Origin of the sequence: Kribbella sp. NPDC050124 (assembly GCF_044460355.1) — a bacterium.
Lineage (GTDB): Bacteria > Actinomycetota > Actinomycetes > Propionibacteriales > Kribbellaceae > Kribbella.
In genome coordinates this window covers 156663-181308 of record NZ_JBITJU010000004.1, presented here as the reverse complement: position 1 = coordinate 181308, position 24646 = coordinate 156663, and the positions used below count along the sequence as shown (strand labels likewise).

Annotated in this window: 23 protein-coding genes and 1 tRNA gene; 12 read left to right on the top strand and 12 right to left on the bottom strand. The window is 69.7% G+C overall.

All coding sequences use genetic code 11. From position 1 onward, the window contains the following. Nucleotides 1–21 precede the first annotated feature (21 nt). A complete protein-coding gene (locus ACIBL3_RS13145) occupies nt 22–3072 on the bottom strand; it encodes an ATP-binding protein (protein ID WP_396353528.1) in 3051 nt (1016 codons plus the stop codon). Nucleotides 3073–3254: 182 nt separating this feature from the next. On the opposite strand from ACIBL3_RS13145, the gene ACIBL3_RS13140 reads away from it, so the two are divergent. Then, entirely contained in the window at nt 3255–3626 is a 372-nt protein-coding gene (locus ACIBL3_RS13140; protein WP_396353527.1) for a VOC family protein, read from the top strand. Here the strand turns inward: ACIBL3_RS13140 and ACIBL3_RS13135 are convergent, their stop codons facing one another. Next, nucleotides 3627–4421, bottom strand: coding sequence for a class I SAM-dependent methyltransferase (locus tag ACIBL3_RS13135; RefSeq protein ID WP_396353526.1), 795 nt, complete (start codon nt 4419–4421; stop codon nt 3627–3629). Nucleotides 4422–4588: 167 nt separating this feature from the next. Here ACIBL3_RS13135 and ACIBL3_RS13130 point away from each other — a divergent pair, with 167 nt between their 5' ends. Together ACIBL3_RS13130 and ACIBL3_RS13125 are read left to right on the top strand one after the other, a co-directional pair. Beyond that, nucleotides 4589–5137, top strand: a complete 549-nt coding sequence (locus tag ACIBL3_RS13130; protein ID WP_396353525.1) for an AAA family ATPase — start codon at nt 4589–4591, stop codon at nt 5135–5137. 34 nt (nt 5138–5171) lie between these two features. Beyond that, nucleotides 5172–5852 (top strand): RraA family protein, encoded by a 681-nt coding sequence (locus ACIBL3_RS13125; RefSeq protein ID WP_396353524.1) that lies wholly within the window; start codon nt 5172–5174, stop codon nt 5850–5852. Nucleotides 5853–5858: 6 nt separating this feature from the next. Here the strand turns inward: ACIBL3_RS13125 and ACIBL3_RS13120 are convergent, their stop codons facing one another. Further along, nucleotides 5859–6743: an LLM class flavin-dependent oxidoreductase gene (locus ACIBL3_RS13120; protein ID WP_396353523.1), complete on the bottom strand. Its 885-nt coding sequence runs from the start codon at nt 6741–6743 to the stop codon at nt 5859–5861. Between the two features lie 98 nt (nt 6744–6841). On the opposite strand from ACIBL3_RS13120, the gene ACIBL3_RS13115 reads away from it, so the two are divergent. Next, nucleotides 6842–7273 carry a MarR family winged helix-turn-helix transcriptional regulator gene (locus ACIBL3_RS13115; protein ID WP_396353522.1) on the top strand — a complete coding sequence of 144 codons (432 nt, stop codon included), beginning with the start codon at nt 6842–6844 and terminating at the stop codon, nt 7271–7273. After that, nucleotides 7270–7968 carry an alpha/beta fold hydrolase gene (locus ACIBL3_RS13110; protein WP_396353521.1) on the top strand — a complete coding sequence of 233 codons (699 nt, stop codon included), beginning with the start codon at nt 7270–7272 and terminating at the stop codon, nt 7966–7968. Before ACIBL3_RS13115 ends, ACIBL3_RS13110 begins: the two co-directional genes overlap by 4 nt. Here the strand turns inward: ACIBL3_RS13110 and ACIBL3_RS13105 are convergent. Continuing rightward, nucleotides 7926–12128, bottom strand: coding sequence for a BTAD domain-containing putative transcriptional regulator (locus tag ACIBL3_RS13105; RefSeq protein WP_396353520.1), 4203 nt, complete (start codon nt 12126–12128; stop codon nt 7926–7928). The genes ACIBL3_RS13110 and ACIBL3_RS13105 overlap by 43 nt on opposite strands. Before the next feature lie 147 nt (nt 12129–12275). Between ACIBL3_RS13105 and ACIBL3_RS13100 the strand changes: the two genes are divergently transcribed. Continuing rightward, a complete protein-coding gene (locus tag ACIBL3_RS13100) occupies nt 12276–12584 on the top strand; it encodes a hypothetical protein (RefSeq protein WP_396353519.1) in 309 nt (102 codons plus the stop codon). Here ACIBL3_RS13100 and ACIBL3_RS13095 read toward each other — a convergent pair whose 3' ends face one another. Further along, nucleotides 12585–13742, bottom strand: a complete 1158-nt coding sequence (locus tag ACIBL3_RS13095; RefSeq protein ID WP_396353518.1) for an MFS transporter — start codon at nt 13740–13742, stop codon at nt 12585–12587. It lies immediately after the preceding gene. 69 nt (nt 13743–13811) lie between these two features. On the opposite strand from ACIBL3_RS13095, the gene ACIBL3_RS13090 reads away from it, so the two are divergent. Next, on the top strand, nt 13812–15305 hold the full coding sequence (locus ACIBL3_RS13090) for an HD domain-containing phosphohydrolase (RefSeq protein ID WP_396353517.1): 1494 nt from the start codon (nt 13812–13814) through the stop codon (nt 15303–15305). On the opposite strand, the gene ACIBL3_RS13085 is transcribed toward ACIBL3_RS13090, so the two are convergent. Both ACIBL3_RS13085 and ACIBL3_RS13080 read right to left on the bottom strand, forming a co-directional pair. Further along, complete coding sequence (locus ACIBL3_RS13085; protein ID WP_396353516.1) at nt 15295–15600, bottom strand: hypothetical protein; 306 nt, start codon at nt 15598–15600, stop codon at nt 15295–15297. The two genes, ACIBL3_RS13090 and ACIBL3_RS13085, sit on opposite strands and share 11 nt — an antisense overlap. A 115-nt stretch (nt 15601–15715) precedes the next feature. Continuing rightward, nucleotides 15716–16576 (bottom strand): phytanoyl-CoA dioxygenase family protein, encoded by an 861-nt coding sequence (locus ACIBL3_RS13080; RefSeq protein WP_396353515.1) that lies wholly within the window; start codon nt 16574–16576, stop codon nt 15716–15718. Between the two features lie 102 nt (nt 16577–16678). On the opposite strand from ACIBL3_RS13080, the gene ACIBL3_RS13075 reads away from it, so the two are divergent. Continuing rightward, nucleotides 16679–17464, top strand: a complete 786-nt coding sequence (locus tag ACIBL3_RS13075) for a helix-turn-helix domain-containing protein (protein ID WP_396353514.1) — start codon at nt 16679–16681, stop codon at nt 17462–17464. A gap of 10 nt (nt 17465–17474) precedes the next feature. Beyond that, nucleotides 17475–18206, top strand: coding sequence for a hypothetical protein (locus ACIBL3_RS13070; RefSeq protein WP_396353513.1), 732 nt, complete (start codon nt 17475–17477; stop codon nt 18204–18206). Nucleotides 18207–18223: 17 nt separating this feature from the next. On the opposite strand, the gene ACIBL3_RS13065 is transcribed toward ACIBL3_RS13070, so the two are convergent. Further along, nucleotides 18224–18970 carry a response regulator transcription factor gene (locus ACIBL3_RS13065; protein WP_396353512.1) on the bottom strand — a complete coding sequence of 249 codons (747 nt, stop codon included), beginning with the start codon at nt 18968–18970 and terminating at the stop codon, nt 18224–18226. Between the two features lie 156 nt (nt 18971–19126). On the opposite strand from ACIBL3_RS13065, the gene ACIBL3_RS13060 reads away from it, so the two are divergent. Next, complete coding sequence (locus tag ACIBL3_RS13060) at nt 19127–19411, top strand: hypothetical protein (RefSeq protein ID WP_396353511.1); 285 nt, start codon at nt 19127–19129, stop codon at nt 19409–19411. A gap of 29 nt (nt 19412–19440) precedes the next feature. After that, nucleotides 19441–20640, top strand: a complete 1200-nt coding sequence (locus ACIBL3_RS13055; protein ID WP_396353510.1) for a vanadium-dependent haloperoxidase — start codon at nt 19441–19443, stop codon at nt 20638–20640. Here the strand turns inward: ACIBL3_RS13055 and ACIBL3_RS13050 are convergent. Together ACIBL3_RS13050 and ACIBL3_RS13045 are read right to left on the bottom strand one after the other, a co-directional pair. After that, entirely contained in the window at nt 20637–21584 is a 948-nt protein-coding gene (locus ACIBL3_RS13050) for a phosphotransferase enzyme family protein (protein ID WP_396353509.1), read from the bottom strand. The two genes, ACIBL3_RS13055 and ACIBL3_RS13050, sit on opposite strands and share 4 nt — an antisense overlap. Nucleotides 21585–21671: 87 nt before the next feature. Beyond that, on the bottom strand, nt 21672–22163 hold the full coding sequence (locus ACIBL3_RS13045) for a YajQ family cyclic di-GMP-binding protein (protein WP_396353508.1): 492 nt from the start codon (nt 22161–22163) through the stop codon (nt 21672–21674). An 82-nt stretch (nt 22164–22245) separates the two neighbouring features. Here ACIBL3_RS13045 and ACIBL3_RS13040 point away from each other — a divergent pair. Beyond that, nucleotides 22246–22328 (top strand) — tRNA-Tyr (locus ACIBL3_RS13040). A 350-nt stretch (nt 22329–22678) separates the two neighbouring features. Here the strand turns inward: ACIBL3_RS13040 and ACIBL3_RS13035 are convergent. Beyond that, nucleotides 22679–23854: an NAD(P)/FAD-dependent oxidoreductase gene (locus tag ACIBL3_RS13035; protein ID WP_396353507.1), complete on the bottom strand. Its 1176-nt coding sequence runs from the start codon at nt 23852–23854 to the stop codon at nt 22679–22681. Further along, on the bottom strand, nt 23851–24417 hold the full coding sequence (locus ACIBL3_RS13030; RefSeq protein ID WP_396353506.1) for an OsmC family protein: 567 nt from the start codon (nt 24415–24417) through the stop codon (nt 23851–23853). The genes ACIBL3_RS13035 and ACIBL3_RS13030 overlap by 4 nt, the downstream gene beginning before the upstream one ends. Nucleotides 24418–24646 lie beyond the last annotated feature (229 nt).

Genomic DNA, 24646 nt, shown 5'->3' with positions numbered 1-24646 from the left:
CATCGCCACACGACCCCGCGGTCACGTGTGCCAGGTCGCGTTCTCCTCGGGTCGGTAGACGCAGAAACGTCCAGTCGACACGGCCAGCTCGAGATGGCGGGCGAGCGCCGGATGAACGGCGCGGATCGCCTTGATCGCGGTGGCGATGCGCATGGCCACCGCCTTGCGGGCCCGCTCGCCCTGGTCTCCGGTTGTCCGCACGCGGCCGGCCAGGCCATAGGCCGCGGCGAGTTCGCGGACAAGGAAGTCCCGCTCCTCGGTCAGCGTCGGGACCCGGTCGGACGCGCCCTCCCGCTCCGCCTCCGCAACGGCTTCCTCCAATTCGGCCACTCGACGCTTGTAGGCCGCCCGCGCCGTACTGTCGAGCATCGGACCGGTGTCACCACCGGCCGCCGTCCGCGCCGGTCCGCCTGCGGCGGCGACCAAGTCGAGCACATGCACCGGCTCACCGGGTCGGCGCAGCAGGACAGACAAATCGTGCATCCCCTTGGAGTCCGGCACGCTGGCCTCGCCGTCCCGCCAGCGCACCCGCCAGGTCCGGCCGTCCGGACGGAACATGCCCTCGACTCTCGTCGCCGGTCGCACCGCCACGCCGATCGCCGCCAGGTCCTTCTCCGCCATCGTTCGCCACGGCACGGCGTTGGCACCTTCGTACGCCGTGACGGCGTTGGCGAGCAGGCGACGAGCCTCACCGGTGTCCCCCAGGTACGCCGCCAGCCGCCCGAGGATGTGTGCGGTCGTGCCCATCACACCACCCCCGATACCGTCGACGACCCACAGCTCTTCGTACGGCGCCAGCCGCCGGACCACGTCCTGCGCCACGTCGGCCCGATCGAGGGCGATGGCCGCATCACCGGCATGCCACATCCCCTCGAGCCACTCACAGTCGTCCGGGATCGCATCCAGGCCCCGGCCCATCAGCCGGTCGAAGAAGCGCCGGGACTTCTGCGGGTCACCTGCCGCCGCGAAATAGCTCGCCCCCATCGCCATGGCGACCGTCGACTCGGAGGCGGTCCGGATGAGCTCTTCGACCGCGGCCACGTGACTTGCCTGCAGCACGCCCGCCGTACGGTCGGTCCACAAGCGCAGGGTGGAAACCATGAGCACAGCGTTGGCGCTGCCGGCCCGGAGCCCGATCGCCTCGGCGTCGTCGGCGTACCGCAGCGCCGTTTCGAAGTCGCCGGACATCAACGCCCGCGCGCCACGCCAGAGCGGGACGTACCAGGCGTACAACGGCAGCATCACGCGGTCCGACGTGCGCGAGAACGCATCGATCTCCGCGTCGACGGCCGGCCAGTCGCCGCGTTCCATCAGCGCCATCAAGCGCAGCCGGCGGGCAAGTAGCTGACACGGCGAGTCGTGGCCGCGTTCGGCAACTGCGAGCATCCGGCCGGCCGCGACGGACCGCTCGTCGACCTGACCGGGTCCGGCGACGGCGTCGCAGTACGCGGCCAACGCGCCCGCCTCGACACAGGGATTGCCCACGCGTTCGGCCATCGCCACCGCGGACCGGGCCAGCTCGAGCCGCTCACCCTCCCGGTCCGTCCCGGCGTAGGCGAGCGACAACCGTCCCAGCACGGCCGCACGCAGTCCACCGTCACGATCCGGCAAGGACGCCAGGGCCTCCGACAGCAGGTCGAGCTGCAGCTCGTCGTACTGCGGAACCTCGAAGCCGCCGAGGCCGGTGCCCAACCCGAGCGCGGCCATGGCGAGGTGGCTCGCCCGACCGTTGCGCCGGGCAACGTCCGCGGTCTGCGCGAACGTCTGGCGGGCGCCGTCCAGGTCTCCGGCGTACATCTGTGCCTCACCCAGCTCGAGCATCACCTTCGTCCGCTCGATGTCCTTGCCACGCAAGGCGATCCGATAGGAGTCGGCCGCCTGCTCGTACCCCATGCGCGACCGCGCTGCCCGTGCCGCTCGGAGCGCCCAGGTCGCCGCCCGTTCAGTCGCGTCCGGCCCGAAGGCGGCGGACCAGTGCCGGGCAATCTCACCCGCCGCGTCGTCCTCGTCCGTGGTGGTCGTCTCGAGCTGCTCGGCCAGTGCTCGATGCAGCGCCGCTCGTCGTGCCGCACCGAGTGATGCGTCCAGCACCTCGCGGACAAGGTCGTGCGTGAAGTACATCCGGCCGTCGACCGGCGGACCGGCCAGCAATCGCGCCGTCGCCGCTTCTTCGAGCAGCTCGACACCGACCGGAGCCTCGGACACGGCCGAGACGAGTGTCACCTCGGCGCCGTTCCCAGCCACCGCGGCGATCTCCAGGACCCGCTGACAGTCCTGGCTGACGCGCGCGATCCGCCGCGCCAGCACCTCACGCACCCCCTCGGGTACGCCGGCCGTCGGCGGCCGGGCCGCGAGCAAGCGGGAGACCTCACGGACGAAGAACGGGTTGCCGCCGGTCCGGCCGTGCACCATCGCGGCCAGCTCGTCGGTGGCCGCGTGGCCGAGTCCGCGCGCGACGAGCTCCGCGACCTCGTCGAGCTCGAGACCGTCGAGCCGGATCCGCTGGACCGCGGTCGGGAGCTCACGGACGACGGCCAGCACCTCGTCACCGCTCTCGACCGGCTCGTCACGACACGTGGCGACCAGCAGCACACGAAGCCCCGGCAACGCGTCGACGACCTGCCGGAGCAGCAACAAGGACGCGCTGTCCACCCACTGGAGGTCTTCCATGACGATGACGACGGGCCGGTCGGCGGAGACCTGCTGCAAGGTGTCGACGACCGTGACGAACAGGCGGGCGCGGGCTCCGGCGTCACCGCGCAACACGCCCAACCCGTCCGCCGCCGTACCGGCCTGCCGCTCGGCCGCAAGCCGATGCTGCGGCGCCAACTCCCGGAAGATCGTTCGCCACGGCCAGAACGGCGGCACACCGGCAGCCGAACACCAGCCCCAGGCAACGGTCGCACCGGCGTCCGTCGCCTGGTCCGCGAGCGCCTCGGCCAGCGTCGTCTTGCCCATCCCCGGCTCGCCCAGCACGACCGCGGACCGGCCGCGACCGTCGAAGGCCGCCGCCAGCAGGTGGCCGAGGTCAGCCAGCGGCCCGGCCCGACCCACCATCACCCGTCGCTCCATCCGACGCCTCCCCGCTTCACATGCTAGGCAGCAGGCGGCCCCGGGTCAGCCCTTCGGCGCGCACGGCGTGATCGTCACCGGGCGCGCCGCCAACGCGGCGACGGCCGTCCGCTACGAGATCTCCCGCCAGCGTTCCCATTCATCCAAGACTGGGTAGGTCCCGCGCTTCTACCGTCGTTCGCATGAGACCACAAACCTTGATCGCAGTCAGCGACGTCGAGAAGAGCAGCGCCTGGTACTGCGAGGTGCTCGGAGCGACCAGCGGTCACGGCGGACCGGACTACGAGAGGCTCGTCGTGGACGGCGTTCTCGTGATGCAGCTGCATCAGTTGGAGGTCGAGCATCACCACGGGAGGTTCGGGGATCGCGCGCATCCGCTGGGGAACGGCGTCGCGATCTGGTTCGAGACCGACGGGCTGGAGGCGGCTGCCGAGCAAGCTCGTGCACTCGGCGCCACCGTCCAGACCGAGATCCACTACAACCCCAACGCCGACCATCACGAGATCTGGCTGCGGGATCCGGACGACTACCTGGTCGTGCTCGCGTCCGTTTGATCAGGCCGTGCAGAGGAGTTCGCCGTGCAGGATGGAGATCCATCCGTCGGGACTGGCGGCCCAGGTGCGCCAGGCGGCTGAGATCCGTTCGAGGGTTTCCTCGGGTACGCCGGCCCGGCGAGCCTGATCCGCCATCGCCGACTGCAGGACGCGGTCCGCCCACATGCCGCCCCAGAACGCGCGCGAGTCCTCATCGGCGAACGCCCAGTTGCTCGCGGTCGCGTCGACCTTCTCGAAGCCGGCCTCAACAGCCCACGACAACAGCCGTCGCCCGGCGTCCGGTTCGCCCTGATTGGCCCGCGCCATCCGCTGGTAGAGATCCATCCACTCGTCCAGCTCGGGAAGCTCCGGGTACCAGGTGAAGCCGTGGTAGTCGGAGTCCCGGACCGCGACGATCCCGCCCGGCTTGCAGACCCGCCGCATCTCTCGCAGCGCCTGCACTGGATCCGCCACGTGTTGCAGGACCTGATGCGCGTGCACGACGTCGTACGTGTCGTCGGGTAGGTCCAGCTTGTGTACGTCGCCGACCACGAACTGCACGCGGAGGTCGAGCTCGGCGAACGTCGCCTTGGTGATGTCGAGCGCGGCCTCGGTCGCTTCGAGGGCGGTCACCCGCCCGGGATCGACCAGCCGGGCCAGGTCCGCGGTGATAGTCCCGGGGCCGGCGCCGACGTCGAGCAACGACATCCCGGGCCGCAGGTGCGGAAGCAGGTAGCCGGCCGAGTTCTCCGCGGTCCGCCAGGTGTGCGACCGCAGCACCGACTCATGGTGCCCGTGCGTGTACACGTTGCTCATCAAAGGCTCCTTTGCCCTTCGGCGACAGTTGCCACGCTACTCCGCAATCTTGTTTCGTGAGACATATCATCTCGTATGTTGACACACTTTGTTGACGCGGAAGGTCGCCTGAACGTGGGTCTTACGTTCGGTAGCGACTGGGTCTGGGTGGTGGCTAGGGTGCGGCGGTGCAGTCGAAGCCGATGGTGGTTGTGGTGAGCGGCCCGCCGGGGACCGGGAAGACGACGCTGGCGCACCGCGTGGCGGCCGCGATCGGATGCCCGGCGATCTGCCGGGACGAGATCAAGGAGGGGATGGCGCACGCGACCCCGGGTTTCGTCCCCGGGCCGGGCGATCCGCTGACGATGCGAACGCTGTCGACGTTCTTCGACGTGATCGGCCTGCTGGTCGGCCGCGGTACGTCGATCGTCGCCGAGGCCGCGTTCCAGGACCGGCTGTGGAGTCCCGGCCTGACGCCGTTGCTCAACCAGGCCGACGTCCGGATCATCCACTGTGTGATCCCGGCCGACCTCGCGCTGGCCCGGATCCACGCCCGGACCGCCTCGGACGCGAACCGGCGCGCGCACGAGGACGCTCAGATCGACGACGACGCCCGGCTCCGCACGCACAACGCGTTCCAGTCGGTCGACCTGCCGGTGCCGACCCTCACCGTCGACACGTCGACCGACGTCTACTACCCGGCACTGCCAGAAATCCTCAACTTTCTGTCGCGCTGACTTCTGCACCGCTGGGCCTGCCTAGAGTCAAGGCATGAAGCGATTCGAGGAGCTCACCACCGCGCACGTCGCGGACGCCTGCATCCGGGCCGGCGTGCCGGTACGCACCGTTTCACTGACCGCCGTCGCCGGTGGTCGTGTCGCCGGGCGGGTGCTGCCGGCTCAGCACGTGGGCAGCGTCGATGTCTTCCTCGAGGCGTTCGAGTCGGCCGACGAGGGCGACGTACTGGTCGTCGACAACGGCGGTCGGCGCGACGAGGCCTGCGTGGGCGACCTGGTCGCGCTGGAGGCCCAGGCAGCCGGGATCGCGGGGCTCGTGGTGTGGGGACTGCATCGCGACACCGTGGACATCACCGCGATCGGGTTGCCGGTGTTCAGCCTCGGCGCGTTGCCGACCGGGCCGTTGCGACTCGACCCCCAACCGGCCGACGCGTTGTCCACAGCAACCATCGGCGACTGGACAGTCACCCGCGACGACGTCGTACTGGGTGATGAGGACGGGGTCGTGTTCGTCCCGGCCGACCGCCTCGACGAGGTGTTCGACCTTGCCGAGTCCATCCGCGACACCGAGCACACCCAAGCCGCCGCGATCCGCTCCGGCCGGTCCCTGCGCGAACAAGTGCAGTTCGCCGCCTACCTCACCGCCCGCGCAACCAACCCGAGTTTGACCTTCCGCCAACACCTCCGCGCAGTCCGCGGCGCCATCGAGGAGTGACTGCCGTCAGTTGACCGCGGCGCGGACCGCGGGCGCGATCTCCTGGCCCCAGCGGGCGAGTTGGACGTCGTAGGAGTCCGGGCCCGTTGGGAACAGCGTGAAGCCGGCTGCGCCGTGGTTCAGGACGGCGTCGGTGAGCTCCTCGACCCATTGAGCCGGGGAGCCGCCGATCCAGCGGCCGTCGTCGTCTCGGGTACGGCGTACCGGCGTCGAGGTGATCGCGCCCGGGAAGTTGTAGACGGTGGCGATGTCGGACGGTTTGCGGCCGACCGCGAGGGCCGCCTCGTCGATGATCGGGCGGGACCAGCGGTAGCGGTCGCTCAGCCAGTCCGCCGCGTGGCCGGGGATCCAGCCGTCGGCCTGCCGCCCGGTCGCTGCGAGCGACTTCGGGCCGTTCGACCCGGTCCAGATCAGCGGTGCGGCGACCTTCGCCGGCTGGAGGTGCCCGATCGGGTAGTGCTTGGTCGGCGTTGGCCGGCCGCCGTCGGACATGGACCGGACAAGCTGCATCGCCTCCTCGAAGGCCTGGACCGCCTGCGCGGGGCGCAGCTCGGGCACGCCCATCGTGGTGATGTGGTTCCAGGCGCCGCCGGCGCCGAGGCCGAGGATGAACCGGCCGCCGGACAGTGCCGACAGCGCGGACGCCGTACGCGCCAGGACCGGGGCCGGGCGCAGCGGCAGGTTGGTCACGTTGACGAACGCCGACAGCCGCTCGGTCCGGCCGAGGACGAAGGCGATCGCGGCGTAGCCGTCCAGCAGGTCGGCGACGTACGGGTGGTCCGACAGGCTGACGTGGTCGAGGCCGTCCCGGTCGGCCTGCGCGGCCAGCCGGAGGATCCGGTCGACGTCGCGGACCTTGTCGGGTGAGCCGTAGCCGAAACGTACGTTCATTGGTCTGGTCTCCCCTTCAGATGCTTCGTACACCTAAATAGTAGCCCTACGAACTATCAGGCACGCAAACTGTCCGCGCTGCGGACTACAGTGGAGGTATGGCGACCACGACAGCGCAGGCGACCGACACCGGGCTGGCGGGCGCGCTCGTCCAGACGATGCACGTCCTGCAGGATCTGTACGCCGAGACGAGCCGGCCACTAGGCCTCACCCCGCAGCAGGCGCACCTGCTCTGCGTCCTACTGGCCGGACCGCTCGGGATGACCGATCTGAGCCGGATCCTGAGCATCGAGCGCTCCAGCCTGACCAGCATGGTCGACCGCCTAGAACGCCGCGACCTGGTCGCCCGGATCCCCAACCCGACCGACCGCCGCGCCTTCCAGATCGAGCTCACCAGCGCCGGCCTGAGTTTGGCTCACGATGCCCATGACGCGTTCACGAGTCGGATCGAGGCGCTGACCGCGGGTCTGTCGGCGACTGCCCGCCGTACCCTCACCACCACGCTGACGAGCGTCTTCGGCCGCTCGTGAGCGAGCTGAGCCTGGACGGCGCGCGGATCGCGTATCGGGTCAGTGGCGACGGGCCGGCGATCGTGCTGATGCGGAACAACCGGCGACCGGTGGATCTGCCCGTGGTGGCCGACCTGTCGCAACGGTTCCGGGTCCTGCAGATTCATCCGGTCGGCTTCGGGGCGAGTGATCGGCCGGACGAGTACGACTTCGGCAGCATCGGCGACCAGGTGCTGGCGGTTTGCGACCACGAGGGCGTCGACCGGTTTGCCGTCTGGGGTTTCTCGCAGACGGGCGCGATGGCTGCTCTGGTCGCCCACCAGACCACTCGAGCCACCGCCCTCGTGATGGGTGGCCGCCCACCGATCGGCTCCCCCACCGACGCCGAGATGCGCCGACTGGAACGCGAACCTCGGCTCCCGCACGCCAACCTGAAGTTCTGGCGCGCGTACGTCGCCGTCGACTGGCACCACGTGCTCCGCACCCTCGACGCCCCGACGCTCATCTACATCGGCACCGCCGACAAGGCCATCAACCGCCTGCGCCGCCTCCGCCCAGTCCTAGAAGGCATCGGCTGCACGTACATCGAGTTCAACGACCTGGACCACCGCAGCAGCGGTCTCGACGACACCACCGACCCGATCATCCTGAACACCATCACCGACTGGCTCGATCAGGAACAGGTCTTCTCGTACGGCCGATCCCCGAACGCCTGACTCCACTCGTCAGCCGTCAAATCCCGCCCAGCCATCGCACACGCCCGCGCCATCGCGTACTCCACCCGCGTGTCCCACTCGTAGACCTTCCCGTCGTACGCCGCGATCCGGACCACGTCGTTGCCCCGGACGAAACTCGGAATCGCAGCCACCGGCGGATGCACCCCATCCGCAATCGACACCGTTCCGAGCAACTCCAGCGTCCGCGCGTCCCACAGACTCACCGTCCCGTCCTGGGCCCCGGAAACCAGCTTGGAGCCGTCCGGCGAGAACCGGACGTACAGACCGCGGGCGGAGTGGGTGATCGTCGGGGCGATCGTCTCCTCGCTCTTCTCCAGGTCGATGAGCATCACCTCGCCGCTTCCGCCGGTGACCGCGACGACGTTGCGGTCCGGCGCGAAGGCCGCGTGGTTGAGGGCGAGCGGAAGGGCGCCCTCGGAGAGGATCTCGCCGGTGGCGACCCGGATCCGCCACCACTGCTCGCTGGCGAAATCGACGGTGTCCTGGAAGATCACGGCGGTCTGCCCGTCCGGCGCCGGCGCCGTACAGCAATCCGAGTACCGGTCGAACGCGACCCCTTCGTCCGCCAGCCCGGCGCCCAACAACCGGTATCCCAGGTAGCTGCCGACCATCAACTGGTCCCCGACGTACGCCATCGACGTGATCTGCGGGGTCGTGGCCTGCTCGAGCACCTTCCCGCTGGTGGTGTCGAGGACCGTGATCGCAGTCGAGTTGGAGACCGCGAGGCGGGCGCCGTCCGGACGCCAGGCGGCAGGTGGGCGGTAGAACCCTGCGTTCAAGGTGAACCCGAGGTTCGCCGGCGGCGTCGTGCGACCGGTGGCCGTGTCGGAGATGCTCGCCCACGAGCCGCGGGCATCTCGCCAGAGGTAAGCAGTGCGCCGGCCGTCGTCGGAGGGGATGACGTGCAGGTAGTCGCGGGCAGGGGCGGACGGCGTTCGGCGGAGGTACTGCCGCTGACCAGTGCGGTCGTAGGACCTCACGACCCCTTCGTCCCCGCCGGTGTACAACGTCCGGCCGTCGGGGCTGAAGTCGACGGCCCAGGACACCTCGGCGGTCTTGATCCGTTCGAGCAGCGCGCCGGTGGCCACGTCCCAGACCACGACCTGCCCGCCGAGCTCCGCCGTCGCGATCGTCGATCCGTCGGCAGAGAAGGCGAAATTCCTGGCGGAGTCGTCCTCGGTGTGCAGTGCCCTGACCGTCTTGCCTGTTGCGGCGTCGAACAGAACGGTTGCGGCCTGGCTGACACTGGTCGAGGACAACTGCTGGGCCGCGAGAAGACGGCCGCCCGAGCTGACCTCGATACTGCCTTCGCCGACCACGTCCGCACGTTGCCACAGTTTCCGTCCACTCGGTACGTCGTACGCCGTGAGCGGCCAGGAACTGTAGACGACCTGGCCGTTCGGGTTGAGAGCGATCTCCTGCCACCCAGTCGGCAACGACAGTCGACGCGGCGGATCGGTCGTCCGGAGGTTCCAGACCAGGGCGAAGGCGGCGTCACCGGGCTCTCCGGTGCCGTAGGTCACGCCGGCCGCAAGATGGTTGCCATCGGCACTGAAGGCGAGGCTGTGGAAGGCCAGCCCTCCTGGTTCCGGCAGCACAGGTTGCCGGTCGATGGGCTCCAGCGTGTCTGCCCGGAACAGGCGGATCGGCCACTGCGGGTCGAGAGGTTCCCCGATCTGGCTCGCCGAGATCGCGGCGACCAGTTGGCCGTCCGGGCTGAAGCGGGGCGTGGTGAGTTTGGCTTCGTCGACGTGGATGGCGCCGAAGGTGTACGACTTCAGGACCTGGCCGGTGCTTGCGTCGTACAGGTGGAAGGTGGCTTTGTCGTCGCCGGAGACGATGCGGCGCCCGTCCGGGGAGACCTCGAGGTTTTCGATCCGGCCGTGGGGGGCGGGCCAGGAGCGGAGGAGGGTGGGGCGTTTGTTGATGGCGGCAACCAGGTTGGCGCGGGTCTCGGGGCTGGACTGGAGGCGGGCGCCGTGGGTGGCCAGGAGGAGGGAGTGGCTGATGCCTTCGGTGAGTTGGGCTCGGGCGCCCAGTCGGCGGGCCAGTTCGCTGGTGGCGGCTTGGTCGGCTCGGTTGGCTTGGCCGGCGGCGATGAAGCCGGCGATGAGGGCTCCGACGAGCAGGAGGGCGCCGGTGGCGAGGGCGATGCGGAGGCGGCGGTTGATGCTGAGTTGGTGGCGGGCCTGTTCTTCGGCGGCGCGCAGTTCGGCCTGTGACGCTCGCCGGCTCGCGGCCAGGAACTCTTGCTCGGTCGTGGTCAGGGTCGAACTCGTGTGCTCCTGCCAGTCGGTCGCCTTGGCGAGCCGGCTGCCGCGGTAGAGCTCGCTGTCCGGGCGGCCGAGGTCGTCCCAGGCGTCGGCCGCGACCGCGAGATGGTGCAGGATGCGCTGGCCTTCGAGGTCGTCGTCGAGCCAGTCCCGCAACCGCGGCCAGGCCCGGGCCAGCGACTCGTGGGCCAGGCCAACGACACCGTCGTCGCTCGTGACAAGGCGCGAGGCGACGAGCCGGTCGACCATCGCGTCGTCGTCGGCGCCGGTGATGACAACGCGGCGTGGGAGCCGGCTGCGGATCGGCTCGCCGTCCGGTCCTGGCGTGACCAGTCTGAGCAGGAGATCCCGCAGTACCGTCCGTTGCTCGGGCGGCGTCTGCTCGTAGATCTGCTCGGCCGACTGCGCGACCGCGCCGCGGATCCCGCCGGAGGCGTTGTAGCCGGCGACCGTGAGCGTCCGGCCCTCTCGCCGTTTCCACGTCTCCGCCAACGCGTGCGACATCAACGGCAGGGCGCCGGGTTGATCTGCCACCTCGTTGACTACGAGATCGGTGAGGCCGGGCTCGACCGTCAACGCGGCCATCCGGGCCGGCTGCTCGATCGCCGAGCGCAGGTCGTCCCGCGTCATCCCGGAGAGCAGGTAGAGACCGCGCTCGACCGTGCGGGCGAAGGCCGGATGCGCGGAGATGTCGGCAATCCGGTCGGCGCGCAGCGACACGATGAGGATGCCTTCGTACGCGCTCAGCGCCGACAGGAACGTCTCGCGCTCCGCGGCATCCCGGCACAGCGAGAAGACCTCCTCGCACTGATCCACAACGAGCACGGGCGGCGCCCCGATTCCCGGCATCGCGGCGGCCAAGGCGGCGACCGGATGGGCGCCCGGCGTCAGGATGACGACCCGCTTGCCATCAGCCCGGTACGACGCGGCCACACCAGCGCGCACCAGCGACGACTTCCCGCAGCCCGACGGGCCGACCACAGCGAGTACGCCGGTATCGGCCAGCTTGTGCAGACACGCAGCGATGTCGGCACCGCGACCGAAGAAGCCGTCCGCGTCCTCCACGTCGTACGACTCGAGGCCCCGGTACGGACAGACCGCGTCCGGCTCCCGTAGCGCGCTCTCGGCGACGAGACCGGGGTCCTGGCGCAGGATGGCCTGCTCGAGCGCGTCGATCTCGGGACTGGGATCGAGGCCGAGCTCGCGGTCCAGTACGCCGCGCAGTCGCCGGATCGTCCGCAGTGCCTCGCCCTGTTGACCAGTCTGGTACTGCGACGTCGCGAGCAGAGCCCATCGTCGTTCACGTAGCGGCGCTTCACTGACCAGGGCCCGCGCCTTCGCCAGCACCCGCTCGTGCTGACCCGATCGCAAGGCTGCTTCGACGTACAGCTCCTCGGCGGCTTGGCGGAGTTCGCTCAAGCGCTCGACCTCGATGCGTGCGACGTCCCATCCGTCCAACTCGCTGTGTGGTCTGCCTCGCCACAGGGTCAACGCATCCGCGAGCACCACTGCAGCCCGCTCCGCCTCGTCGGCGGCGAGCAGACGGTGGGCGCGGCTGACCGCATGCTCGAACCGCTGGGCGTCGATCTCCTCGGCGGACAGCGTCAGCCGGTAGCCGAGTTGCACGGTCTCGATCGCGCCGGCGCCGAGCACCTTGCGCAGCCGGACGACGCAGCCCTGGATCACCTTCTGCCAGGACGGCGGTAAGTATTCGCCCCACACCACGTCGGCCAGCTCTTCGGCGCTGACCGCCTGACCAGGGCGCACGGCCAGAGCCGCGAGGACGACGCGATCGCGTCGCCCGAGCAGCTTCGGTCTCCCCTGGTCCCCCTCGATCGTGAGCGGGCCGAGAACGGCGATACCCACTCCTCGACTTTCGGCCGCCCGCGGCTGTCCGTCAACGCCTGCGATACCGATCCGATACCGGCTCCAGCTCAGCCGATACCGGCCCGGACGACAACAGGTACGACGAACCGCCACCAGGGGCGGTCTCGGAGCCAAGGAGCAGGAACCATGTCCAAGCGATTGATGATGACCGGCGCGGCCGCTCTTCTCACCCTGACGGCAACCGCCGCCCCGGCCGCTGCCATCGACGTCCCCGAGCGCTCGACCGCCCCGGCGATCGTCGAGCAGGGTCCGCCCAACTACCCGGCGTACGACCCGCAGTACGAGCTCGCCCCGATTTCCACCTCGGGCAGCGGCGATGCCACCTCGGCCGTCCTCGGCGCGATCGCCGGCTTCGCCCTCGCCGGCGCAGCCTTCGGCACCGCCTTCGCCGTGGCGGCCCGCCGCGACCGTCCCCAGCGCCCGCAGGCGGCGTGATCAGCGCCGGGCTACGGAGCGGGAGGCCAGCGCCAGGCCGGCAGCGGCGATCAGGGCCGCGGCCAGGAAGCCACCGTTGCGGGTGGTGGCGGCCGCGGCCAGGCCGAAGGTGGTCGGGCCGAGGCCTTGGGCCAGGTCGATGCTCATGCTGACGACGCCCATGACCGCGCCGCGTTCGGCGGCCGGGGCGCGGTCCAGGGCGAGGGTCATGATCGCGGGCGTGCCGAGGGCAACGCCGATGCCGAGTACGACGGTGCCCAGCACGAGACCGGGCACTGATCGCCAGCAGCCGATCGTCGCCAGCGCGATCGTGGTGCAGAGCAACGAGATCCGGACGCTCCGGGCCGCGCCCAACCGGTCCGGAAGCCGGGCCCCGGCACTCCGGATGACCACGACGATCCCCGCGAACCCGAACAGCAGGAACCCCGCTCCCGGCAGACCGAGGTCGAGCGCGTACAACGGCACGAAGGCCAGGAACCCCGCCATCCCCCAAATCAGCGCAAGCAGCAACAACGCCGGTACGACGGCCGCCCGCGGAATCAGCCGTCCACCACGAGCCTCCGCCGCGTCCACCACCGGCTCGCGCGTGTCCCCCACCCGCAGCGCAAGGAGTACGGCGACCAGCGCCAAGCCGGCCGCGGCCAGCCAGACCGCTGTGAAGCCGACTCCGACCAGCGCCTCCCCGATCGGCGGTCCGACCGCGAGACCGCCGTACAGCGACAGCGAGAACAGGCTGATCGCCTCACCACGGCGTTCAGCCGGCGCCAGGTCGCTCATCGCGGTGACGACTCCGACGAAGAAGAACGCATCGCCCACGCCGGTCAGCAGCCGCAGCGCCGCGAGCGCACCGACCGAGTCGGCCATGCCGTAGCAGGCGACCGAGGCGGCGAAGATGATGCCGCCGCCAACCATCGCGACCGAGCGCCCACGCCGATCGGCCAGCCGCCCGGCCCAGGGGCGCAGGACCAGCGCGGACAGGCTGAACACGGCCACCGCCAGCCCGACCGCGATGTTACCGCCGGTAAGTTCGCCCGCCACGTACCGAGGCACCGCGGGCACAAGCATCCCGTCGGCCAGGAAGTAGGCCAGTGCGGCCGCACCCAGCAGCACGAACTGCGGGGTCACCAGACGGGGCTTGGACGTTGCCGTTGTGCTCATGAGGCTCACAATGGGCCGTAAGGGGAGGTAGGGGCATCGGTAGATCTGCCCATCTGCGGGGAGGTGCGGATGGCACAGCAGGAAGTGCGGCTGGCCGAGCTGCTCTGCGCGCTGTCGGTCACGCTCGACCTCGCCATGGCGCAGGAGCCGGAGAAGTCGATCCGGAGCTGCCTGGTGGCGATGCGCCTCGCCGACCGTCTGGGCATCGTCGACAAGCGCACGGTCTACTACGCCACCCTGCTGCGCCATCTCGGCTGTACGGCGACCACCCATGAGGAGGTCCACCTCGCCGGACCCCGTGCGGCCGAGTTGCGCCCATTGGCCGAGCGCACCGACATCAACAGCCACCGGGAGTCGCTCAACTACCTGATGCACGTCGGCAGAGGCGCCGGTCTCCGGCGGCTGCAGTACGTCGCGCGCACCATGGCGGCAAGTGAGGACAACATCCTGCTGGCCGTCTGCGAGGTCGGCAGCATGCTGGCCGAGCACCTCGGGCTGGGCCACGCCACCGCCGAAGCGCTCTACCAGAACCTGGAGCGCTGGGACGGCAGGGGAACACCGAAAGGCCTGAGCGGCAAGGAGATCAACGTCGCCACCCGCATCGCCGAGGTCGCCACCCAAGCGGTCATCGCCGGCCAGAAGCCGCTGCTCAAGCGACGCGGCACCTGGCTCGACCCATTCGTCGTCGCCGAGTACGACGACAGCCTGATCGCCGACCTGGACGAGATCGACGTGTGGCAAGCGGTTCTGGACGCGGAGCCGCGTCCGTGGGCCACTACACACGATCTGGACGAGCTGGCCCGGACCTTCGCGTACTTCGTCGACCTGAAGTCGCCGTACCTCCTCGGCCACTCCACGGGCGTCGCGAAGCTTGCAGACGAGGCTGCCCGGCTCCTGCACCTCGAGGACGCCGAGCGGGCGACGCTGCGGCGTGCGGCTCTGCTGCACGACCTCGGACGGGTCACAGTGCCGACAGCTGTGTGGGAACGGCCCGGAATGCTGCGGCGGGCGGATTGGGAGAAGGTGCGCCTGCACCCGTACCAGTCCGAGCGGATCCTGGCCCGATCCCGGGTGCTCGAACCCGTCGCCGTACTGGCGGCTCTGCACCACGAGAGGCTCGACGGGAGTGGCTACCCGCGGCATGCGAAGGGTGGTGAGCTCTCGACGGCCGCACGGATCCTCGCTGCGGCGGACTGCTACCAGGCACTGCGGCAAGACCGTCCGCACCGAGCCGCGCACTCAGCTGACGGTGCTGCGGAGATCCTCCTGGCGCAGGTCAAGGCCGGTCGGCTCGACGGCCACTGCGTGAAGGCTGTGCTCGCAGCGGCCGGGCAACAGGTGCCCGGCCGCCAGATGAGCCGTCCCGCCGATCTCACCGAGCGGGAGATCGACGTACTGCGGTTGCTCGCTCGTGGGACGTCCAACGCAGACATAGCTCGCGAGCTGGTGGTGTCACGCCGTACTGCGGAACATCACGTCCAGCACATCTACGGCAAGATCGGTGTGTCGACCAGAGCCGCCGCCGCGCTGTACGCGATGCAGCACGGGCTGTTCACACAGTGACGAGCTTCTCGAAGAAGAACTCGTGCTTCAGGAACGACACGTCGTACTCGTGCCCCGGGAACGGTGGCAGCAGCTGCGCGGCCTGGAACAGCCGCCAGCCGTCCTTCAGCGCGTCCAGACCGGTCGCGTACGGCGGGACGTCGCTGTCCCCTGTCGTCGGCGACGTCGCGCCGGTGCCGTCGTACGTCGACCACCCGACGACGCGGGCATCCAGCGCCGAGGAGGCCAGGTACAGCACCAGCACCTGCTGGCGGACTGTGGTCTGCTGGGCGGTTTCGCTGGCGGTGCTGGTCATGGGGCCTCCCGGCCTGGACTGAGGAGTGGAGGGAGCGGAGCGACTGGAGTGACGAGGGAAGGCTGGGAGTTCCAGCCCCATGACCCGCCGCGCCGGAGGCGTGGCATCAGTACGGTCATACCATCTCCCTCTTGGCGTGCGGGTTGAGACTGCGCTGGGCGACGACTCGCTGCGGGCGGTTCGAGACCCGGGTGACCCAGTAGTCCGGGTCGATGGTGTCGTCACCGGTGATGGCCTGCCACAGCTTGACCCGGTTGTAGATCTCCAGCCGGCCGGTGGCGTTCTCGTACCACGGGAAGGTCTGCTTGAGCTCGCGCGCGACCTCCTCGTCGAACAGGTCCTCGGTGTTCCACAGCCGGACCTGGCGGACGGTGGGGTTGAACCGGATCTTGAACATGTAGCGGTCGATGGCGCTGTCGTTCTTGCGGCCGCCGTGCCAGATGCCGTGGTGCAGGAACTGCACGGTGCCGGCCGGGCAGGTCAGCCGGGTCTGGCCGAGCAGGTTCTGGTACCGGCCGGTGTCGGACTCGTTGGTCCGGCGCAGATGGCTGCCGGGCACGCTCAGGGTGCCGCCCATCTCGAGCGTCACGTCCTGCGGGTAGTACATGAGCTGGACGTCGAACGCGTCCGGGCGGACGTCGATGATCGCGTCACCGTGCAGGTTCTGCGCCTCACCCTCGTTCGCCTTGCGGATGTGCACGGCGTGGTGGTCGACGGTCGGCTCCGGCCCGACCAGGCTGTGGATGGCGCCGGCGACCTCGGGCAGCTGCACCAGCCGCTGCACGAACTCGCTGTCCGTGAACGCCTCGGACAGCGGGGTGCCGTACGGGACGCCGGGAATGCCGGCCTTCAGGACCTCGATCGCCTGCTGGTTCATGTCGTCCGGAACGACGGCGTCCATCCGGAGCGACCCGGTGGCCACGAAATGCGCCATCTGAACCGAGGTGAGCAGGTTCTTGCGATGCGGATGGGGCATGAGTCTCCCTCTCGGGGGGAAGTGGTAACTACTCCACCAGGTTATGGCGAGACATCGTTGTCGCGCGTGGGACATGATCACCACTGGTGGTAATTTCTCACCATGATCGCGTTGCACCTGGCCGCACCCCCGGAGGTGGTGAGTGTCGGCGCCGGGATCCACGGCGTCCGCAGCCTGCGCGACGTGTTCCGGCTGCCGGACCTGTGGCAGCTGCACCTCTACAGCTACTCGGCCGAGCTGACGGTCGACGGTACGGCGTACGCGGTGGCGCCCGGCTACGTGAGCCTCACGCCGGCCGGGACACTGGTGCAGTTCGATTACCGCGGCCGGTCGGAGCACCTCTACGCACACTTCCGGCCGACGTTGGCCGGCGAGCCGTCGTACCTGCCCGTCGTCCAGGACGCGGGCTCGGCGGCGCCGGTGCTGGCCGAGCTGCTGCGCTCGGCGCTGGAGGCGTCGCCGTCGGGGTCCGCGCGGGTGACGGCCGAGGTCTGGACGGCGTTGTGGCGGATCGCGGAGCTCGGATCGTCGGCCGGCGCCGAGGACGCGACGCACCCGGCGGTGTCGGCAGCGATTGCCCACATCGAGGCGAACCTCGCCCAGCCGCTCACGATCCCGGCGCTGGCCCGGATGGCCGGCGTCTCGCACAACCACCTGACCCGGCTCTTCCACGCCGAAACCGGCCTGACCGTGATCGCCTACATCCGCCGGCGCCGGATGGCCCGCGCCCGGCACCTGCTGGTCTCGTCGACGCTCTCGATCCCCGCGGTCGCCGCCTCGGTCGGCATCCCGGACCTGCAGGCCTTCAACAAGACCTGCCGCCGCGAACTGGGCGGCTCCCCGCGTGCGGTGCGAAACGCAGTGGCCGGGACGGTTGCGGGCGTCTAGCGTTCGGCGCATGTACGAGCTGATTCCGGTCGCGGACGCGCCCGAGCTGGATGCCGAGGCGGGCGAGCGGTTCGCCGAGGACTGGCCGGAGTTCATCTTCCACGACCTGGAGGTGCGGAAGTACGCCGACCGGCGGCAGGAGTACTTCCGGGACTGGGAGTTCTACCTGGTCACCTCAGGCCGGCTGATCGCGGGCTGCTGGGGGGTCCCGATCGCCTGGGACGGGACGGTCGACGACCTGCCGGGCGGGTTCACGGACGCGATGGTGCGGGCGGTGACGTCGTACGAGGAGGGCGTCGTACCGGACACGTTCGTGCTGATGGCGGCCGCCGTACGGTCCGACGAGCAGGGGCGCGGCCATGCGAGCCGGGTGATCAGCGCGGTGCGGGAGCGGGCGGCGGCCGGTGGGCTGCCGAAGGTGATCGCGCCGGTCCGGCCGACGCTCAAGTCCAGCTATCCGTTGACGCCGATCGAGACCTTCATGACATGGACCCGCGCGGATGGTCTGCCGCTCGACCCGTGGGTGCGCACGCATGTCCGCCTCGGGGCGACGATCCTCGCGGCGGCGCCGTACTCACAGAACATGACCGGCACCGTCGCCGACTGGGAGAAGTGGACCGGCCTGGCCCTCCCGGCCTCCGGCTCCTACGTCATCCCGGACGGCCTCACGCTGCTCGAGATCGACCGGGCGGCCGACACCGGCGTCTACCGCGAGCCGAACATCTGGATGCGGCACACCTGATCGCCCGCGTGTCCTGATCAGGCCGACAGCGGGAAGGCGGTGGCCACGGCGGCGGTGCGGCTGGTGACGCCGAGGCGTTCGTAGATGTTCTCCAGGTGCTTGCGAACGGTGCCTTCGGCAACGAACAGGCGACGGGCGATCTGGGTGTTGCTGTGGCCGGCCGCGACCAGCCGGAGCAGTTCCAGCTGGCGGTTGGTCAGGTCCGGGATGCCGGCCCGGCGGCGTTCCAGCTCGCGGTAGACCTCGATGAAGTGCGGCCGGAGCATCCGGAGCAGCAGCCGTTCGCGCTCGGTGAAGTCGCCGCCGGTGCCGCGGAACAGCAGCAGCCGGCGGTCCTCGGAGCCGGTCGCCGGGAACGGCACCGTGATCTCGCTGTGGACGCCGTTCAGCCGGAACCACTCCCCGACCGGCGACCTTCCCAGCTGGGCCGCGGACAGGTAGTCGGAGACCTTCCAGACGCTCTCGTAGTCGCCGGTGCGCTGCGGCCGGCTGCACACGTCGTCGAACCAGTAGGACTGCCAGAACAGGTCCTCCCAGCCGTCTTCGATGACGACCTCCTCCTCGGTGACCTCCTCCACCGCGACGAACTCACGCTCCAGCGGACGGCTCACCTGGAACGTGACGTCGTCGGCCGGGATCAGCTCGGCGAGCGCCCGCATCAACTCCCGCGGGTACACCTCGTCGGGTCCGGCGTCGCGCCCCCGGTCGATCACGTCGAACATCCTGCGCAGGTCGCGTTCGGTGACGGTCAACTGCTCCACCATGACGTACCCCTCCCTGCAGCCAGGCTAAGCCCGGATCGGCAGTGGGCGAATACGTCGAACTGCGTATGGCTGCGACCGGCCCGCGGCGGCGACGGTTGATGACAGGAAGTTTCCACGAATTGGGTCGTGGAAGTTCCACGATTCGGGAGGAAACTCATGAAACCGCTGTCCCGCCTGGCCGCACTGGCGGCCGCGCTGCTCGTCACGATCGTTGCCCTGTCCACTACGGCGTACGCGAAGCTGCCACCGGAGCCGGACACCGCGATCCCGCCGTCGTTCGACGGTGGGGCCGCCGCGCAGCCGGCCGTCGTGGTCGAGACCGGCCTGTCGGTGCTGCAGGTCGTCGGCCTGATGCTGCTGGCAGCCATCGCGGCGACCGTCGTCACGGCGATCGCAGGCCGCCGGGTGCCACGCATCTCGGCCGCTCTGGGCTCCCGGTGAGGGCACGACACCGGTGGAGGTGGCCAGCAGTGCTGGCCACCTTCGCGCTCAGCGCAGTCGGGCTGTCGCCCACCGCTACCGCCAAGGCGCCGTCTGCCGCCCCGGTGCTCGACTGGAGCCGGGTGGCAACGCAGGCGATCGTCTCCGGGCGGCCGCCGGCCAGCTCCGAGCTGCTGATGGGGATCGTGCACATCGCGATCGCCGACACGGTCGCCGGGCTGGGATACGGCCGGCCTTACGTGGCCGCCGTACGGCCTGATCGGCAGGCGTCGGCCGCGTCCGCGGTTGCCACTGCGACGTACGACGTACTGAAGGCTCGGGTGCCGGCTGCCTCGTTGGAGACGACGTACGCGGACTACCTGGCCGGTGTGCCGGATGGTACGGCCAAGACGCGTGGGATCGCGCTGGGGCGTGCGGTGGCGGACGCCGTACTCGCTTGGCGGGCGGGGGACGGTCTGGACAACCAGGTGCCGTACGTGCAGCGCAAGCCGGGGCGCGGGGTGTGGGAGCCCACTGCGGCGACTCCGCCGGTCGACCTGGTGCTGACTCAGGTCAGGCCGCTGACGCTGCGGTCTCGGTCGCAGTTCCGGCCCGACGGTCCGGATGCGGTGACCAGCAAGCGGTACGCGCATGACGTGGCTGAGGTCGCTTCGGTCGGTCGCAAGGACAGTACGACGCGGAGCGCTTGGGGGACCGAGACTGCGATGTTCTGGTCGGAGCATGCTGCTCAGCAGTGGAGTCGTACGCTCCTGCGGCTGGCTAGTGATCGGCCGCTGTCGCTGGCCGAGGCAGCCCGGATGCTGGTGCTGGTCCACGTGAGCAGTGGCGACGCGCTGACTGCCTGCTGGGAGGCGAAGTACCACTACAGCTTCTGGCGGCCGGTCCACGCCATCCAGCGCGCGGACACCGACGGCAACCCGCGTACGACGGCCGACCCGAGCTGGCAGCCGCTGCTCGGCGCCAACCACCCTGACTACCCGTCCGGCCACGCCTGCTTCACCGCAGCGGCCACGCGGGCGCTACAGGCCTACTTCCACACCGACAAGCTCTCGCTGACGGTCGACAGCCAGGTCACGGGGACGACCCGGACCTTCAGCCGGCTCTCTGCGGTCCGCGCCGAGGTGCGGGAGGCCCGGATCCTGTCCGGTCTGCACTTCCGGCACGCCATGGAGGACGGGGACGCACTGGGCACCGACGTCGCCCGGTGGGTCAGCCACCGCATTCGTTAGCCGCGTCCGTTGGCCGCTAGGTGGGCGAGGCCACCAGGCTCGAGGACTCCGCTGAGGATGCTCAGGGAGTCCTCGCGGTCGGGTCCGGTGATTGCTTGCTCGGCCCACAGCACCACGTCTTCCACGGCTCTGACGTGGCGGTAATAGGCGACGGCGTCCGGGTCGGGCTCGACATCGCCGTACCCGGTGAAGAAGGCTGACCGCTGCTCGGGAGTGGTCGGGCCGAGGGAGCCCATGCCGCCGAGCATGAACATGAGGTCTTGCTCACGGGGCGCGAGTACGACGTCGTCCCAGTCGATCAGGTGGACGCTGGCGTTGACGAGGACGTTGCCCAGGTGTGGGTCGGCGTGGCACACGACTCGTGGACCGCTGGGCTCCGGCGGGCGCTCGGTGAGCAGTCTGGTGATCGTGTCCGCGTGCTCCTTCCAGACCGCCGCGAGCCGCTCTTCCAGCTCGTCCTCCGGCGGCTCTGTGGTGAGCCGGGCATCGATCTGCTCGGCCAGCTCCGGGATGCGGGAGTCAACCGGGCTGCGCTTCGGCAGCGCGTTCCGGAGCCGTTCGGGCGGCTCTGCGTCGTGGACCCGCCTGAGGAGTACGCCGTACTGCGTCCACTGCTCGTCGGTGAGCCCGGTCTCAGCAGCCCGCGCTCCGTCGATCCACGGCGTGACAGTCAACCGCTTCTTCGCGTGCACACTCCAGAGCCCGCTGTCCACCGTCCGGACCGCCTCAGGCACGCCCTCGATCCCACTGTCCGCCAAGAACGCCGCCACCTGATGCCCGGTATTGCTCCCAGCCCCACTCCACTTCACCGCATACGCGTTGGCGACCGTCTTGGCTTGCCACACCTGCGCCGCCACATCAGCCCCGTGGCCCACCGGTGCGATCTCCACCACACCCAGCCCAAAATCCTCAACCAACCACCGCCGCATCAACGTCTCCCGCACGCCCGCCAGCATGCCCGCTCGCGCCGGGTCAGGCGAGAGGTTCCCCCGGGGCCCGGCGTCGGGTGGCGCCGGGCCGCCGTACCCGGGTCAGCGGTAGTTGACGAACTGGACGGCGAAGTCGAGGTCCTGGGACTTGATCAGGGCCTGGACGGCCTGGAGGTCGTCGCGGCTCTTGCTCGAGACGCGGAGCTCCTCGCCCTGGATCTGGGCCTTGACGCCCTTCGGGCCCTCGTCGCGGATCAGCTTGGACAGCTTCTTCGCGTTCTCCTGGGTGATGCCGGCGCTGATCGAGGCGTTGATCTTGTAGATCTTGCCGGACAACTTCGGGTCGTCCGTCTCCAGGCCCTTCAGCGAGATCTGCCGCTTGACCAGCTTGTCCTTGAACACGTCCAGAACGGCGTTCACCCGCTCCTCCGTGTTCGCCTGCAGGTCGATCGCCTCCCCGGACCACTTGATCCCGGCGTCCACGTTCTTGAAGTCGAACCGCTGGCTGATCTCCTTCGCCGCCTGGTTCACGGCGTTGTCCACCTCCTGACGGTCGACCTTGTTCACGATGTCGAAGGAGGACTCCGATGCCATGGGCACTTCCTTTCCGATTTGCTGTCAGGGGCACTGTCTGTTGTATCGTCTCCCACGCCGGTTCACGAACCGGCAGCACCCTGGCGGGTTGCCCGAGCGGCCAAAGGGAGCAGACTGTAAATCTGTCGGCGTATGCCTACGCAGGTTCGAACCCTGCACCCGCCACGAAGGCGATGGGCGACTCGTGTCCGCGGAAAGCGCGGACCGGGTCGCCTTCGTCATTTTGTGCGGCTGCGCTTCGCTTGCCGCGAGCGGGGGCTCCGCCACCCGCACCCCCTGGGCCATCGCTTCGCTCGGCTGCTGTGGCTGGGGTGGGCTGTTGGGCTAGGCCTTCGCTTCGCTCGGCTGCTGTGGCTGGCGCGCGCCGTACGAGTGCGCCATCGCTCCGCTCGGCCGCTGCGGCTGGGGTCGGCTGTCACGGGTCTTCGCTTCGAGCGGCCGGGTTCGATGCAGTTGTGGAGGCGGTCGTCGCCGGTGTCGATGACCATTCGCGGCGCGCCTCTGTCTCAGCTGAGTCAGGATGTCGGCACGCCGCCGAGAGCGTGCAGCTGGTGCAGCCAGCTCACCTCGTCGTTCATGGCGTTGCTCAATTGGAGGAGCAAGGTCGGAATCTGGTCGAGGTTCCAGGCAAACGATGCGATCTGGTCGGTGACGTCGAACAGGCGCTCCGAGAGGCGATCTCTGGTGGCCTGGTACGTCGCGAGGGCGGCCTCTTCGGTCGCTTCTCCACTTGACGCTGTGACGATCGCTCGGGCGAGGAGCTCGGCGTCGCGGAGTGCGTCAGTGATGCCGTGGGACGTGATCGGGTCCTTGAAGTAGCCGGCATCGCCTACCAGCGCCCACCCGTGTCCGTGGGCGCGCCGGATGAAACCGGGTCTGGCTGCGAACACGTGCAGCTGCCGGGGTGGTCGTGCACCGGCAGCGCGGTGAGCCCCGCCCGGAGCCGCCTCGCCGAGGAGCCGGTCGTAGACGCGAGCTTTGCCCGTCCTGGACTCGGACCTGAATCGTCGCCGCGAGGTCGCGGCGAAGACGCACACCTGGCCACGGTTGGTGGGGAAGTAGCCCGCGGCGGTTCCCGATCGGTAGAACAGCTCATAGTCGTCGACACGCATCCCGTCCCAGTAGCCGTAGATGAACGCGGCAGCACCGGCGGCGGCCCGTTCGACCGTTGCGCCCGTCAGGCGAGCGATCCTGGAGCCCACACCGTCCGCACCGACGGTGATCCCGGCACCGGCGGTGAACGCGGCACCCGTGCTGTCTCGACCGACAACCCCCGTCACCCGTCCGGCGCGGTTCAGACGTAGCTCGGTGATGGTGACGCCGAAGCGGATCTCGGCGCCCGCGTCCCGGGCCGCGTCGACCAGGATGGGATCGAGGACGGTCCGGCGCGGGGCGTACAGGGCTTCGACACCGGCATGGGGCTTGATCGGCACCTGGATTCGTTCCTCGCCGTACTGGAACACGCAGCCCCGCACGGGTGGCGTGCCGGCGGCGATCTTGTCCAACAGCCCCAACCGGGCCAGTTGCAGGACGCCCCCGCGCAACAGGGCATGGGTGGAGAGGGTGTCGGCTCCGTAGCGGCTGCGGTCGACCACCAGCACGTCGAGGCCGGCACGGGCCAGGATCAAGGCCGTAGCGGCGCCCGCGGGACGCGCCCCGACGACGACGACGTCGTACGGGCGCCGGGTCACGTGCGTACCTCGATGCTCACCGGCACGCTGTTGGTGATGATGTCGTAGACAGCCGAGCGCAGCCGTGACTGCTCGACAACCTGACGGAGCTTGTCAGGATCGTCACCCTCGAGACGGAAGCTGACCCGGATCTCCTGGTAGCCGTTGCGGACGCCGTCCGACAGGCCCAGGATGCCGAGCAGGTCGATGTCGCCTTCGACGGTGGACTCGACCGAGGTCAGATTGACGCCGCGCACAGCTGCGATGTTGGCCAGCCCAGAGGTGAGGCAGGCGGCCAGGGCGTGGAGCAGGTACTCGACCGGGGTGGGTGCGTGGTCCGCCCCCACGAGAACCTCTGGGTGGTCGGCGTCGATGGTCGCGGTTTCCCGGTGGTTGAGCTCCTGTCCGGCGCCGTAGAACCCGTGGATGGTCGAGCGGTTGTGAGTCCCGCTGACCCAGCGGTTGGTCGCGCGGAACTGGAACTTTGCGAGGTCCGGGTTGGCTGCGACGGCGTCCAGGGTGGCGAATAGGGTGGCCGTGTCGACCCCGTTGTGCATAGGCGACTCTGTGGCGGTTGTGCTCATGTCGCGGATCTCCTTCTGTGCGAGGTGTTCGACGGTGACGTGGATGGAAGCGGGCCGGCTCGTAAGGCCACCGTCGTCGTACGGCGGGCCAGGCGCATCCGTGCTGGCTACGGATCGGCCACTGATTGCACGGATCAGGGGCGGACCGATGGTGATGCCCCGAGCACTCAGCGACGCACGTGTCTCTGAGCGCGAGGCCGAGGTGCCGGCGCACGTGGGTGAGGGAGGG